This is a genomic window from Bartonella senegalensis OS02, assembly GCF_000312545.1.
In the GTDB taxonomy this organism is placed as follows: domain Bacteria; phylum Pseudomonadota; class Alphaproteobacteria; order Rhizobiales; family Rhizobiaceae; genus Bartonella; species Bartonella senegalensis.
The window spans coordinates 29,323-44,123 of sequence record NZ_HE997543.1 but is presented as its reverse complement, the minus strand read 5'-3'; the positions used below and the strand labels follow the sequence as shown (position 1 = coordinate 44,123).

9 protein-coding genes are annotated in these 14,801 nt (G+C 36.6%); 2 read left to right on the top strand and 7 right to left on the bottom strand.

Annotated elements, in window-relative coordinates; genetic code table 11:
- Positions 1-1,779: 1,779 nt before the first annotated feature.
- Genes BN200_RS07160 through BN200_RS07150 form a run of 3 tightly spaced genes read right to left on the bottom strand, consistent with a single transcriptional unit; the run spans position 1,780 to position 4,546 of the window.
- On the bottom strand, positions 1,780-2,751 hold the full coding sequence (locus BN200_RS07160; RefSeq protein ID WP_019221864.1) for a WD40 repeat domain-containing protein: 972 nt from the start codon (positions 2,749-2,751) through the stop codon (positions 1,780-1,782).
- Between the two features lie 10 nt (positions 2,752-2,761).
- Positions 2,762-3,790, bottom strand: a complete 1,029-nt coding sequence (locus BN200_RS07155) for a CobW family GTP-binding protein (protein ID WP_019221863.1) — start codon at positions 3,788-3,790, stop codon at positions 2,762-2,764.
- A gap of 15 nt (positions 3,791-3,805) precedes the next feature.
- Complete coding sequence (locus BN200_RS07150) at positions 3,806-4,546, bottom strand: creatininase family protein (protein ID WP_019221862.1); 741 nt, start codon at positions 4,544-4,546, stop codon at positions 3,806-3,808.
- 3,450 nt (positions 4,547-7,996) lie between these two features.
- On the opposite strand from BN200_RS07150, the gene BN200_RS07145 reads away from it, so the two are divergent.
- Positions 7,997-8,284: a hypothetical protein gene (locus BN200_RS07145; protein ID WP_244426900.1), complete on the top strand. Its 288-nt coding sequence runs from the start codon at positions 7,997-7,999 to the stop codon at positions 8,282-8,284.
- A 1,346-nt stretch (positions 8,285-9,630) separates the two neighbouring features.
- Here the strand turns inward: BN200_RS07145 and BN200_RS07140 are convergent.
- Positions 9,631-10,968 (bottom strand): NAD(P)H-dependent oxidoreductase, encoded by a 1,338-nt coding sequence (locus BN200_RS07140; protein WP_019221860.1) that lies wholly within the window; start codon positions 10,966-10,968, stop codon positions 9,631-9,633.
- A gap of 167 nt (positions 10,969-11,135) precedes the next feature.
- Here BN200_RS07140 and BN200_RS07135 point away from each other — a divergent pair, with 167 nt between their 5' ends.
- Entirely contained in the window at positions 11,136-11,615 is a 480-nt protein-coding gene (locus BN200_RS07135) for a MaoC family dehydratase (protein WP_019221859.1), read from the top strand.
- Positions 11,616-12,132: 517 nt separating this feature from the next.
- On the opposite strand, the gene BN200_RS07130 is transcribed toward BN200_RS07135, so the two are convergent.
- From BN200_RS07130 to BN200_RS07120, 3 genes are read right to left on the bottom strand one after another with little or no spacing between them, the layout of a single operon-like run.
- Complete coding sequence (locus BN200_RS07130) at positions 12,133-12,792, bottom strand: methionine ABC transporter permease (protein WP_019221858.1); 660 nt, start codon at positions 12,790-12,792, stop codon at positions 12,133-12,135.
- Positions 12,785-13,819, bottom strand: coding sequence for a methionine ABC transporter ATP-binding protein (locus tag BN200_RS07125; RefSeq protein WP_019221857.1), 1,035 nt, complete (start codon positions 13,817-13,819; stop codon positions 12,785-12,787). Before BN200_RS07125 ends, BN200_RS07130 begins: the two co-directional genes overlap by 8 nt.
- Positions 13,820-13,846: 27 nt before the next feature.
- Positions 13,847-14,665: a MetQ/NlpA family ABC transporter substrate-binding protein gene (locus tag BN200_RS07120; protein ID WP_019221856.1), complete on the bottom strand. Its 819-nt coding sequence runs from the start codon at positions 14,663-14,665 to the stop codon at positions 13,847-13,849.
- Positions 14,666-14,801: the final 136 nt, after the last annotated feature.

The following is a 14,801-nucleotide window of genomic DNA, read 5'->3' as shown; positions in this document are numbered from 1 at the left end:
CTGCGCTATCAGTTCTAGAATACAAGACACTCTGTATTTTGATATAGAAGGCAGCACAAGGTGTTGCCTTTTAGTTTTATTCAAAATCTCTATTATTTTCTCTAAAGGTTTTTCTGTTTATTGATGAAAACGCACACTCTGTGATTTCTTTGATTTATGATTGAAAATACTTAGTAACAGTGTGGTTTTCTTCTCTGTTATCATAGGTCTTTTAAAGACTTTTGGCATTTATAATAATGGATACGGGATTGGTAATTCCATTTTGGTTTCGTGCATAGTGCAACATTGTATGCATGATATTTATGGCGTGATGTGTGAAAAGGCGAGTTTGTTTTGATGGCTTTTTCTGTTGAAACAAGTGGGGCAGGATTTCTGCTTGGAGAGCGCTTTTCTTGTTGTTTTGTCTCTCTCTTTACCAGTTTTGCTGTAGGTCATAAGTTTTCGTTGTGACCTTATTATTCATGTTCTTTTTTATTGATTTTATAGATAGGCAATGCATCTATCTATGTTCTATTGTCTTCTTTTATAAGTCATTTCTTGGATCTTTTAAAAAAATACTGTTATTTTAAGAAAAGGAGAAGGGCTTTTGAGATAAAATGGTAACGAAGATATTTTAAAAATGTACTTTATTATATTTAAAAATTATAATTTTTTTGCACATTATACTCATGCATTTTTGTAAAAGATGAGATTTCTGTACATGATTCTCAATTTATTTAGGCTAGCGTAAGAAGATGTTAAAGCAGCACCTGTAGCAGGAATGAATACTTCTTATATTCTTTAATGGAGCCCATGTTCCTCGTGCAAAATAAAATGCCATTTTGCAGCTAATTCACGCACTTATTTTAAAGAGACACGTCGTCAACGCAAAAGCTACTTTTACTAAGGCGCTTCGTAAAGAGTATAGTGCAAAAGCCATTGTGCATCACTTTTTTATGCTTATGAAGGCGCAAAATGGCACCATCATTTTCTTTGTCAGCTTAAAATGTTAGAGGCTGAACAGCTTTTGCATTGAGATGGCTCATGGGAGGTATTTTTACTCCCTTTCTTGAAGCGTTTTTATCCATACGCTCCTTTTCGCTTTTGATGTGCAAGCGAAGGGTTTTGAGTGGTTCACTCTGAGAGGGGGTGAAAGGCAAAAATCTTGTGATATTCTGGGCTCTCATTTAAGTTGTAAAAAGATGAATTAATATTATAAATCAATGTGTTGACCTCTCAATGAGAGTGCTAAAAAAGAAAGAATGGATAAGCAAAAAACTTGAAAGAATAAATTCTAGGGTTTTGCCTAAAACAAGGATTATGATTAAAATAGTGTTCTGCGTTGGTTCGAGGGCTTTTTAAGAAAATAGTTTTCGCCATTTTTGACTCATTTTTTTCAACTATGATCAGATTTTCTTTTAAATCACTAAAAAAATTAACAAACAATTCTAAATTTCATTCTTCTAGTATTTTGCTATGTATAAATATTACCAATGGTAAGAGTAAGACGTTTTTTCTCGGAAGTCTTAAAGAGAGGTGCGTTTTATGGAAGTTTGCAGCATGGCACAGGTTTGTGTAGGGATGGGGTGTTATTGTATGCTCTTTTGAGGGGGGGCTTTTCGCCTGTGCAGGGGAAAAGAGAGCAATGTTTAAAGGTAAACAACTCAGACATTTTTCAGGTCTTTTCTGTTTAAGGCATTTGGTTTTCTTGAAAGAAGAAGGGGATTTTGCTGTTTCCCGCTCTTTGCAGGATTGTGTGATCGTTTTTATCTACGACGATAGTTCTTGTTGATATTTTTCTTAAGCCTTAATGTTTATAACACCACATTCTCCATTTTCACTCCCAAAGGCTAAGTTGTGTCCTGTTTGATCCCAATTGAGTGCTGAAATGGCGCTTTTTCCATAACCTTTTAGAAGGGCTTCTTTTCCATCGCGAAAATGTGCGCACAAAATTATCCCATCATTGAAGCCTATTGCTACAATTTCTTCGCTTGGGTGGCATGCAACGCTGCTGACAAGTGCATTTACTCGTGTGCCAAGTTCCAATGGTGTTTTCCCCATGGGACCATCTTTTGTATGAAACGGCCACACAATTGCTGCTGATGCACCTGATGTTGCTAACCATTTTCCTTTTGGACTCCAGGACCAACTTTTGACTTTGCTTGGGTAGCCACTCATGCGTAAATGCTGATGATCTGTGAGACGCCAACCATGGAGAGCATTTTCTTGCATAGTAGAAATGACATAGCGGTTGTCTGGTGAGAAGATGACACCACAATGTGCTCCTTTCCAGACCAATGTGGAGGGAGATGTTTTCGTTGATAACCAATGCAAGGTAACACCATTGTAATGGGCAACGGCAAGCCGTAAACCTTTGGGAGCAAAAGCTAGACCTTCTACACTTCGTTCATGAACAAGCTCTTGGAATCCTTGGCCGACATTTGCCCATGCGGTACGTGAAGAGGCAAAGGCACAAACTTTTTGTGGTCCAAAAGCTACATTGCTTATCCATTTGCGTTCTTGCTTGCTGAGCACTTGTGTGTGACCATCGACTGTTGTTTGGCAAATTTTTCCATCTTCTCCACCGGTAAGGATAGTAGTGTTATCATGAGAAAAATGACTAGAAATTATTCCTTGGTGAACTTCAATGCTTTGAGGGATTGGGTTTAAAAAAACAATGCAACCTTCGACCGAAACGAAAGCTGGCTTATCGCCTATAAAACCACAGGAAAGACAATAACTTTGGAGATCGTAATTGGTAATGCTTGGCATTGTTACTCGCTTATGCACAATTTTCAAAACCAGTTTTTAGCTGTTTGGCATCAAGGGTGCGGCCAATAAAAACAAGTCGGCTTTCACGTTTTTCATCTTCACGCCATCGACGCTGGTGCTGTCCTTCAAGGATCATGTGTATACCTTGAATGACATAACGATCATTATCTCCTTGAAAGGCGATAATCCCTTTTAAACGCAGAATATCAGGACCTTTTTGCTGCGTAACTTGTTGGATCCATGGAAAGAACTTTTCTGGTTGAAGAGCACCTGTTTTTAAACTTACAGAAGTTATGGTAATATCGTGAAAGTCAGCGGTGTGATGATGTGCATGATCATGATGGCAATCGGGACCACAGATATGGTCGGAATGCTGGTGATCAAGAAAATGGTGATCATTTTCTAAAACACGTTGGAGGTCAAATGAACCACGATCGAGGAGTTTATCAAGAGGGATGTTTGCACGCTCTGTTGCGTAAAGTACAGCTCGTGGATTTATTGCAAGGATAAGCGATTCAACCTGTGCACGTTCTTTTGCACTCACAAGATCAATCTTATTTAAGAGAATAATATCAGCAAAGGCAATTTGCTGTTCAGCTTCTCGGCTTTGCTTAAGTTGGAGTGAAAGATGCTTTGCATCAACCAATGCTATAACACTGTCAAGTGCTGTTTTTGCATTTACAGTGTCATCCATAAAAAAAGTTTGCGCAACAGGAACTGGGTCAGCAAGCCCTGTTGTTTCTATAATGATAGCATCAAATCGATGAGAGCGTCGCATCAGACTTTCTAAAATGCGGATAAGATCACCGCGCACAGTACAGCAAACACAGCCGTTATTCATTTCATAAATTTCTTCATCCGATTCAATGATAAGATCATTATCAATGCCAATTTCACCAAATTCATTGACAATGACTGCATAACGTTTGCCGTGATTTTCACTGAGAATGCGATTGAGAAGGGTGGTTTTACCTGAGCCAAGATACCCTGTAAGAACTGTAACAGGAAGTTTATCGGGCGTATTTTGCGTCTTTTCCATGGTTGCGCCTTTTTATCATAATGCATCTATTTTAAATCGATTAATATCATCAAGTAAATCACGAAGCCCACTTAGAACATGAGAAAAAATTGCTTCTCCTGCTTGTGCTGTTGCTTCACGGGCATTGCCTGCTGCTCCCTGCGGGTTCAGATCACGCATTGTCCATCCAAAGGCATGGGGACCATAGGCACGTAAATACCGATAATTGGCAATCATATCAGCTTGCTTATTATAAAAATTTTTGGCTTTTTCCATATGCACTTTTTCTGGTGCTAAATAGAGCATTAAGGAGGTTTCAATAAATCCTCCATGAATATCAAGATGATGTTGAGACGGATGTATTAAACCTTGCGGTAGCCCGAAACGTGTCCAGCTTGTTGCTACTGCGAGCATAGAAAAACGCCTTCGTAATTCAGTGATTACAATGCTCATTAAAGGTGAATTGCCCCCATGAGCGTTGAGGAGAAGAAAACGCTTGATACCTTTATAATAGCACTTCTCACCAATGTTTATCCATCGCTCGATAGCTTGAGAAAAGGTGAGTGTTTGTGTGCCAGAGACATCGCTATGTTCTATTGAATAGCCAATTTTTTCAACCGGTAACAGTGCGATAGAAAACTGCTTTTTCGTTCGTAAAATAAGTGCTTTCGCAAAAGCTTCGGCAATAATCCAGTCGGTCTCAAAGGGAAGATGATCTCCATGATATTCATGGGCGCCCAAGGGTAAAAGAGCAAGAAAAGGCATATCAGATGTCATGAATTTATTATACAAAAAAGGTCAATAGATGTAGAATGGTCAAAGATGGGAGGCTTTCTATTATCAATTGTAATCTATATGGCAAAGAAACGCAAATAAACAGTATTTTTACTATCAAATATCTATGCGATAGATAAGGAAAAGTTTTATCAAAAAGAGTGGAAACATTCTTTAATTTTGAGACAAAAAGAGTGGGTATTTGGGTGAGATTTTTTGATGGGTGCTTTTGTTTTTGTAAAATAAGTATTCGAGAGGTTCTCAAATATTCTCAATCATAGAAAAATACATTTTTCTGATCTGTTTTCTTAAAAAAAACAACTTTAGATGATTTTTGAAATATGATTCTTTGTTACTTTATCGAGAGAGTAATAAGCAAAGTATTTCTTTTGAAATGTTTGAAGAGAAGATGCGTCTTTTTGCAAAGACTCTGTTTAGACAGAGTTTTTTAATCAAGATTCCTGAATGCCTTTATCAAGTCCGCCGTATCATGTGACAAAAGGATAGTTTGTTGAGCAATTTTATTTTGCCAATTTTAATATACTATCTTAACAAACTGCAGTGTTTATCAGGAAAAATGATTATAATGCGCTCACTACATATCCGATAAAGTCTCGTAATTGGGGAGAGCTTGATGCACGCATAACGCGATGAAGAGTAAACACTGTTCGACAGCTGAGACAATGATTAAAATGGGGATTAAGATGGGAACTCAAAGCAGAGATCCTTTGTGTTATATGGAGAGAGCCTTTGCGTTCTTATCTGTGCAGTTATTGTGTTGCCCATTCACGCGCTTGTTTTTAAAGAGACATCCGTTAGTGTACAAAAGTCACTTTCATGCTGGTGAACTGTGAAGGGTATAACGGTAAAGCTATTGGGAGTCGTCTCCTTTATGCTTATTAAGTTAAGCTTGCAAGTTAAGTGTGTTAAGTGTGCGAGATGGCACCATCATTCTTTTTGCTCGTTCAAAATGTTTAACAGCCCTTGGCACCTGATGTGCTTCGTAAGGGGTGTTTTATTCCTTTCTTGAAGCGCTGTGACCCATACGCCAAACCCGCTTGTGATATGCAAGCCAAGCTTTTGATTGATTATGAGAGGATTTGCAATGAGAGAAACTTATAATATTTACAGTTCTCATTTAAGTGAGAAAAGAAATTATTCTTTATAAATCAAATAGTTTTCTTTCTATTTGTTTATCGATTGATTGGTGAAGGTTATGAAGAATTATACACTTTATTTAAAAGTGAGGGAGAGAGTTTTCATTTGAAGAAGTATTATACTTAGTAAAACTGGTTAAATATGAACAATGAGAAAAGCGATGAAGAAATATGAGTATGATATACTTCTTTTTATCTCTAACAATTTCTTTTGCGTCATTATATGGAAGAGAGCCTTTTTAAGATTGAAAAAAAGAATGAACTGTTGCGTTTTTTGATTTGTGTTTGCGGGTTGCTTAATAATGTCTTGTTCTCTCTTGTGCTAAAATGCATTTTCTCAAAGTTTTTAGCCCTTTGATCTAGAAGAATGAGAGCGTTTAATTTAAGCTTATAGTCCTTTAATAAAATAATATGTGTTTACTCTTTATGTGCAGTGGTATTTTTAACATCGCTTTTTATGGTGAGTTGATTTTTCAGCGAGCTTACTTAAAAGGATACTTAAAAAGCGTAATTGCTTGGTAGATTTCTCTGGTAATTCTCTTTCATGTGTTTGATCAATTATTTTTCATTTTGAAATTTTAATGATATCTTCACATTGAATATAGAATGTATTACCCTTAGGAAGGGTTGTACTTTATATAATAATTCATATTGTGTTTTATATAGTGAAATAATTTTTAAAGACGATTTTTTTGTTATAACTGTGAATATTCTTGCACTTTTTCGCTGAAGAAAAACAAACTCAAGAAAAGCTATGTTTCAAGTATTTAAAAATCTTTTGTTTTTCTATCTTTTTACAGCATTTATTGTTTTTTTATACAAACTGTAGAGAGTCGTGCAGCGATTGTGAAAGATCTCTTGCAAAAGGAAACGCTTCTTGTCGCTCCAGAAGAAAATAGAGCGACTGAAATGATCAATATGTTGATGAATCTACAATATTGAAGAAAAAGAGCGATTAACTCTTGTGAAGGTTAAGCGAAAAAATTTCTTTTCAACATTTTAGGGGATACTGTCATTTTTTATGATACTGTTTTTATTGAGTTGCCAACTATTTGCCTCACATTTTAATGTCTCTCAGTGTTGTTCTCAATCTGGTCAATCTTCTTATTTTATTAGGGAATTTTGTTATTTTGCAGACCACTCTTTTGAACGGTTTATGCTGTCTCAAAAAGTGTTTGGCTGGATGATCTTATGGAAGTCATTACAGGATGTTTTTTTTGTTCCAAAATAGAGATCTTAATTTTTTTATATTTTATAGCTGTTTTGTAAAAGAATATCAGGCCATTGTTGATGTTTTATAGATATGGATTTGCTTTAGCGTGATGTCTTTACTTGCTAGCAATTTGATTTGTGAGTTTTGTCTATGATTCATAGAATGGAAAATTCACTAAGCAGCATTCTATCTTACGCGATTAAAATAAAAGACAAGTGAAATAACAGCAAAGCGCTATAATTATATTTACAGTTTTCAATTTTTCACTGCTTTTGTATTTTAAGAAATGATAAGAGAAATTTTGATTCCTCTATCAAGTTATTTTTCCCTCCATGTTACTTCTTTTTATGCTGTGTAAGACAACAAATTTTTTTCTCTTCTTAAAAAAGAGAGGATAAAATGATCAAAAATTCCCATATCAGCTACTCTTATTCAAGATAAAGAATAATTAATAAGATTTAAGGAAAATTTATGATTTTCTAAAAGGAAGAGACTCTTTTGATTTTAAGGAAAAGAGGAAAAGTATGTTGTTCTTTCATTTGCCTTTTGTCTCTAAAAGCGTTTGGTAAGTGTATCATTACTTCTTTTGATAAAAGAGATCTTGGTAAAGCTTTTGCTTATGATAATGTCATGCAACTTAGCAATAGAATTTAAATTTTTGAGTTATGATTTTCAGTAATAGATTCCTTAATTCTATAATAGCACATTTAATTTATGTTTAACTTTTTTACTAATATTGCTTTCTATGGTAATGTCAATCTCAGATTAACAGTCTTACAGTGTTCTTTAAGCAACACTCTTACAACTGCATTTATCAATTGTTTATAATTTCTATCTTTGATGAATAAATTTTTTTTGAAAATTTCATTTAGTTTATTTTTTAGGTCTTTACATGCAACACATAATGTATTATACATATAACATAAATATCAAATTGTGTTATACATTAAAGGTAAATGGTTAAATACAGATTTTGTTTTTATATATTTGAATAGTTTTCATTTTTTCAGTGAAGAAAAAGAGGAGCAAAAGAAAGCTATGTTTAAGATATTTAAAAAGTATGTATGCTCATGCTTTTTTACAGTGTTTATTCTTTTTATTACACAGACTGTAGAAAGTAATGCGCATATGCAAGAAAGAGGGATTTTGGTCGCATTAGAAAAAAATACAGGTATGAGGTTGGGAGATGTGCCTGTTATCGGAGATGCTAGGGGACGTGAAGAACAAGACCACTTCGCTTTTAGGAAAGTAGAGAAAGTTTCTTTATTCGATATACTTTGGGGCGGTGTGGGGATTGTTTCATTGTTGGCTTCTTTGGTTACGGCAAATGTGCCTGGTATTGTGGTCTCTATTGTGGCTTTGTTTTGTTAAATTTGGGAGGAGATCCCTCTTTCTTTCTTTTGTTTGTGCATTTTGTTTATTACTTCAGTATTTTTGAAGAACTACTCTTTAAAATGGTTATGCTGAATCCGATAAGGGGAAGAGTTTTTAGTTAGGATTATTGGAAATAATATAAGATGTTTTCTTGATATACTTGCGTCAATTCTAGTAATAGTTTTCCTAAAATTTGTTTTCTGTGACTTTCTTTAAAGCTTTTAGCTGTTTAAAAGGCTTTTTTCTGTTTTCTAGTAATTGAACAACAGGAAAGGATGTAGACCCTCATCCATTTTACGATTTCTTTTTCAGTTTAGATTTATGACTTGTAAAAGCATTGAGGGCAATATTTTAAACATCATAGGGATTGGGGTAGTTTCTCACAGCTTTGTTTGTGGTGTTCTTTTAAAACAATTATGGTTACCATGCAGAAGAATATAGTCTTGCAACGAATAAAAGAAATTATTACAAGATAAAGGTGTATTTGTTCTAAAGATTTTGAGAGCCTTTGATGATAAAGATACGCAAAACTTTTTTGTCGCATCACGCTTTCCTTTCATAGGTTCAGCAGAGGATGTTCATATATCGGCGTCAATCTGCCTTTTATAAATAGGATCAAAGGATTGATAGAGATTCCTGTGAGCATAATACTTATTGTCATAATGGAGATGTTATAATGGCTGACAGTTGTAGAAGGTTGCCATATTCCTCCAATCGTTTTCACTGAAATATTGAGCAAGTATAAGGGAATAAGATTTTATTAATATTGATTGAGGATGATAATTTATCGTTTTGTAATTTGCATTTGAACTGCGAATATCTTAGAACTTTCTCATTTCAAACCTGTTTATATTGAATCAATGAAGACTCTTCGTTTGCATCGCATAATCTAGTGTGTGGATAAAAACTCTTCAAGAAAGGAATTAAAAGCTTTTCAGAGGCCATATCAGGTGCCAAAGGGGGGCAGCATTGCGTGCTAGAAAATGATGGTGCAGTTTCGCATCTTCACGGAATTTTTTGAGAGAAATATTTTATTTTCTTCTCATCTTATTTTTTTGGCAGTGATCGTGAAGAGTATAACGTGGGATTTCTTGGGCAAGATTACTTTTACGTTGAGACGCTAAGTAAGTTCTTTTTCAATATAATATTGTTTGTCTGCTTTTGTCTTGAGATGGTCGCTAAGAGATGTCTTGAGTCTTTTTTCAAAGAGTTTTTATCATTTTTGCATCAGAGGAATAAAAGAACGAAAAATTGCACTCTTTAATGTTCTGACTTCAAGAGAAAAAATGATTAACTATTCTTATAAGTTACTGTTTTTATTTATAAAGATAAAAAGTTTTTGCTTATGCATGAGTGGGGGAAGGGGAGACATTCAACAAGAGGTCTTGTTTGGTGCGAAGACGTGCAATCCACTGATCTTCGCGAATGGCGGTATTCTGCACGGTAATAAGTTCATTCTTTTTAATTTCAGCTGTCACTGTGGCGTTTTCCAGTAGACCACAAGGAATGGCTTGGTGCATGCGTGCTTGTGCAATATTCATTATCCAAGCCCGATAACTATAAAGACCGATAAAGTCTAACTGATCACCAGGATACAAGTCTTTCTTAGCAACGGCACAGACTTCCACTACAGGATGGTTTAGTGGTACCATATCTTTTTTACCATAAAGCATAACGCGTGCACAGGTGAGGGGAACTTCCATTGCTGTGAGATGATAAGGGCGATGAAAGGTAAAGTAAGGTCCCTGACCCATTTTTAAATCTTCCATACGTTCTCTTAGACGTGGGTGTGCTATTTCTGCAATAACAAAAACTCCTGGCGAAACGCCTGGACCTATTGAATAATCCACAACGCCACATTGCTGCAAAATACCCCCATCTTGTTTAGGGATAAGTATTTTGCTTAAATCCTGCAGCGCCGCCCGCGGCCCATGCATTCCTGGGCAATCAGGGAGAAGACCCGTTGCATTGGCAATGGCTGCCATTTCAACCATCGTTTTGGAACCATCAATAAATTCAACCAACATGCGCACATTCATGTTACGTCGTAGCGCTTCTTCTTCATAAGTATCAGGCGTGGCATCAAAGATAAGTGGATTGTTTTTACCTTTTCCAGCTGCAACAATCTTATGTCCAAGGGCTGAAACAAATTCAATCAGTTCCATACAAGAAGTAGGCTCATCACCAGCACCAAGTGTATAAATCAGACCTCGTTTTTCTGCTTCATGTTTTAGATATGTACCAATGGTAACATCGGCTTCAACATTCATCATGACAAGATTTTTGTTGTTTTCAAGCGCTTTGAAGCCAATTTCTGCTCCAGCTTCAGGATAGCCTGTTGCATCAACAATAATATCAATTTGTTCATTGCGCAAAACAAGATCAATCTCATTTGTTGCTGCAATCAAACCGTTTTCAAGAGCTTGGGTTAGGGCACTGGCATTTTCAACTTCACGCACATGCCCCTCTTCGCCATAGGCTAATCGAGCAGCATCAAAAATACGCGAGGGTGTTCGGGTGGCAACGGCTGCAACTGTTATGCCATCCATATGGGCAACGCTTGAGAGCAAATCTGTTCCCATTTCACCACAGCCAATCAGTCCAATACGGATTGGAGGGTGGTTTTCTGCACGCTGCTTTAAATCACGTGCCAAACCTGTTAGGCTCACATTGCTTGCCATTATTTTTTCCTATTTGAAAATTACTTTGCTAAAGAAGTGCTTTCTTATTCATAAATCCCATTTGCTTTTAAGACAGTTTACCTTTTATTCTTGATGCTCTAATCAATGGGTTTTATAAAAGCAAGAGGGTTGGGGTAGTTTTGCCAAATAAAACAGGAATAGGCGTTATGCAGCAAAAAATAGCAGTACAAGATGTAGCCAATTTTATTGGCAAAGAAATAGGATTATCGCAGTGGCGTCTTGTTACCCAAGATATGATTAATCAATTTGCATGCGCAACCGATGATCATCAATGGATCCATGTCGATGAAGAAAAGGCTAAAAAAACGCATTTTGGTGGCACTATTGCTCATGGCTTTTTAACATTATCACTTTTGTCTACTCTCGCTTATGAGGCTCTTCCAGAGTTGGAAGGGGCAACAATGGGCATTAATTATGGTTTTGATAAAGTACGCTTTATGAGCCCTGTCAAAACAGGGACAAGAGTGCGGGCGCGTTTTGTTTTAAATGATGCAGAGATTCGTCCTTCTGGCCGGGTGGTTTTTCATTATGGAGCTACGATGGAAATTGAACAGTTTAAAAAACCAGCTCTTACTGCTCAATGGCTTGTTGTTGCTATGGTTGGAGAGAAGTCTATAAATTCTTAACTTATTTGATGCTTGGTCGAGTTTTTGTATAATTTTATCAGCAAACACTTGGGGTATAACGTTTAGGAAGACCATTGCGGTATAATCTTTAGAATGATCAGAAGGATAATAACGAGAGGTATTATAACACTGATCACCATAGCGGATTGCTTGTCCCCCCCCCCAATCCTTCTGCGTCGAGACATCCAGCAAGTGAAGTCGTGCTGATTAAGAGAAAACACCATAAACGGATCAGATCAGAGAATGCTTTGGGGGTGAAAACATACTTGAAAGAGGTTTGCTAATTTGAAATTGGCTTGCTCGCGTGCGATGCATAGTTCAATCGAGTTTTTCCCAATAGTTTTAAAAGGGAGTTCTACTATGTGTGTATCAACAGGAACGGCTGAAATAGTAAGAACAAAAATCACTTAAACTATTCTCATACTTTATTTCTATCCTCATAAAGGTAAGAGGGTAAAATGCAAGAGCAAGAAAGGGAGTTGCTATGACCGGGGAAGTGTATAACTTCCTCAATTTTTTAATGCTTTTTTTTATCCAATTTTTGTACAATTTTATCAGAAGACCATTGGGTAATAACGTTTAGAATGATTAGAAGGATAATAACTATTGTCATAATAGAGGTATTATAACGCTGATAGCCATAGCGGATTGCCATGTCTCCTAATCCTCCTCCACCGAGATATCCAGCAAGTGAAGTGGCACCGATAAGAGAAATAACCATGACAGTAAAACCAGTAATCAGACTCGGGAGTGCTTCAGGGATGAGAACATGCCTGATAATTTGAAGTCGACTTGCGCCCATGGAACGCACAGCTTCAATCAAACCATTCTCGACAGTTTTAAAAGAAAGTTCTGCCATTCGTGCATAAAAAGGAATGGCTGAAATGGTAAGAACAAAAATCACTGAAGGCATTCCTACACCTCTTCCTACCACTATACGAGTAAGAGGGAGGAGATAAAATGCAAGAATAATAAAGGGAATGGCACGAACACTATCAATTATAATGCTCAGAGGGCGATTGGTGAGATATGAGGCAAAAATTCCTCCGCGGGCGGTTGTATAAAGAAGCAGACCAAGAGGTAGCCCTATAATAAGTGCCATCAAAGAAGCGCTTATCGTCATCAATATTGTATCCAAAACGGCATGGGGGAGTTCATGAGAAAGAACATTAAACATAACCTAAAACCTCACAATATCGTCCTTTTTCGGTCAACCACTGAACGGCTTTTTTTAAAGCTTCTTGATCGTGGGCAGGAAGACCTAAGAAGAGGCGCCCAATGGTTTCGCCTTGGACTGTATCAATACCACCATGTAGAATACGTGCTCTTAGACCGATTTCATCTTCCAGAAGATTGAGAAAAGGTTGTTGGGCAATTTCACCGGCGATATTAATTTCAATGACAGCTTCTTGACCTCTTGGTTTAAGATTTTTTGCAAATTTTTCAGGCAGTTGTGGAGTGACAAGTTTGAGCATGGCAATGGTTGTATCATCTTGCGGTGATGTAAAAATATCTTTCACACGCCCTTCTTCTACAATGCGCCCTTGATTGAGGACAACAACACGATGCGCAATAGCGCGCACAACCTCCATTTCATGGGTAATGAGCACAATAGTAAGATTGAGGCGTTTGTTAATATCGGCAAGAAGCTCTAAAATAGATTGTGTTGTTTCAGGATCAAGGGCAGAGGTTGCTTCATCTGACAACAATATTTTGGGATTAGCGGCTAGAGAGCGTGCAATACCAACACGTTGTTTTTGCCCCCCTGAAAGTTCTGCTGGATAACAATATTCTTTACCCCATAATCCTACCAATTCAATCAGCTCAAGGGCACGTTTGTGGCGCTGCTTTTTATTTATACCGTTTAATTTAAGGGGTAATGCAATGTTATCAAGAATATTTTGCGATGATAAAAGATTAAAATGTTGAAAAATCATGCCAATGCGTTGACGATAAGGCGCCCATTCTGTCTCTGACAGATTTGAAACATCCACATCTTCAAAAAAAATGGACCCTGCATCAATCTGCTCTAATCCATTTAAACAGCGAATAAGTGTTGATTTTCCTGCTCCACTGCGTCCGATAATTCCAAGAATTTCACCTGCATGAATATTCAGAGATAAATTATCAAGAGCACGAATATCAGCCGTTGTGCTAAAACAACGGCTGATGTTTTTTAAAGAGATAAGGGGAGAATTCTCCATTCAAAGTTACCAAGATATTTGGCACAATCACCAAGATGTTTGGGCTGCTATGCCAAAAACTTCTTTGATTTTTGCACGGACAGGTTCGCTATTGTAGGCAGAAACTAATTTTTTGACCCACGGTTCATCTTTGTCGATAGTGCGCACAACAATAATGTTATTGTAAGGGTTGTTTTCTGCTTTTTCCCATGCAATAGCATCTGTTTGTAAGTTTAATCCAGAGACCAAAGCCCAATTTGTATTGATAACTGTCATATCAAAATCATCGATTGCTCTTCCTAACATACCAGCATCTAATTCACGAATTTGCAGGTTTTTAGGGTTTTCAATAATATCAAGTGGAGATGCGAGAATATCATGAGGATCTTTTAACTTAATAAGACCTAGAAAATTAAGAAGAAGTAAGGCTCTTCCACCATTTGAAGGGTCGTTCGGAATGCCAATATGTGCTCCATCACGCAATTCTTTTAGTGCTTTGATTTTGTGAGAATAGACACCTATTGGAGCAAGAAACGTGTATCCAACAATTGAAAGTTTGTAACCACGCTGTTTAATTTGGTTATTCAGATAAGGTGCGTGCTGAAAAGCATTGGCATCAATTTCTCCAGCATGAACAGCATCGTTAGGCAAAGTGTAGTCAGAAAAATAGACAAGTTCAATATTTAAACCAGCTTTTTTAGCCTGTTCTGCTGCGACTTTCCAAACAGTTGCTTCATGCCCTTCCATAACACCGAGCTTGATGTTTGATTTGTCTGCTGCCATGGAAAAAATGGGAGAAACAAAAAATGCAAAAAAAGAAAGGAGTAATCCAATCGTAGTATTCCGAGATAATTGCTTTAATTTCATGTGCTTTTGTCTTTCTTTTTCTTTTCCACGAGATCTCTTGAGAGGAGATTCAATATACTCTGTGCTTTTTTAGGGAAATTCGAGACTATAAAAGCTTTATAGAATATTCAATCTTTTTATTTAAAAACAGAATATT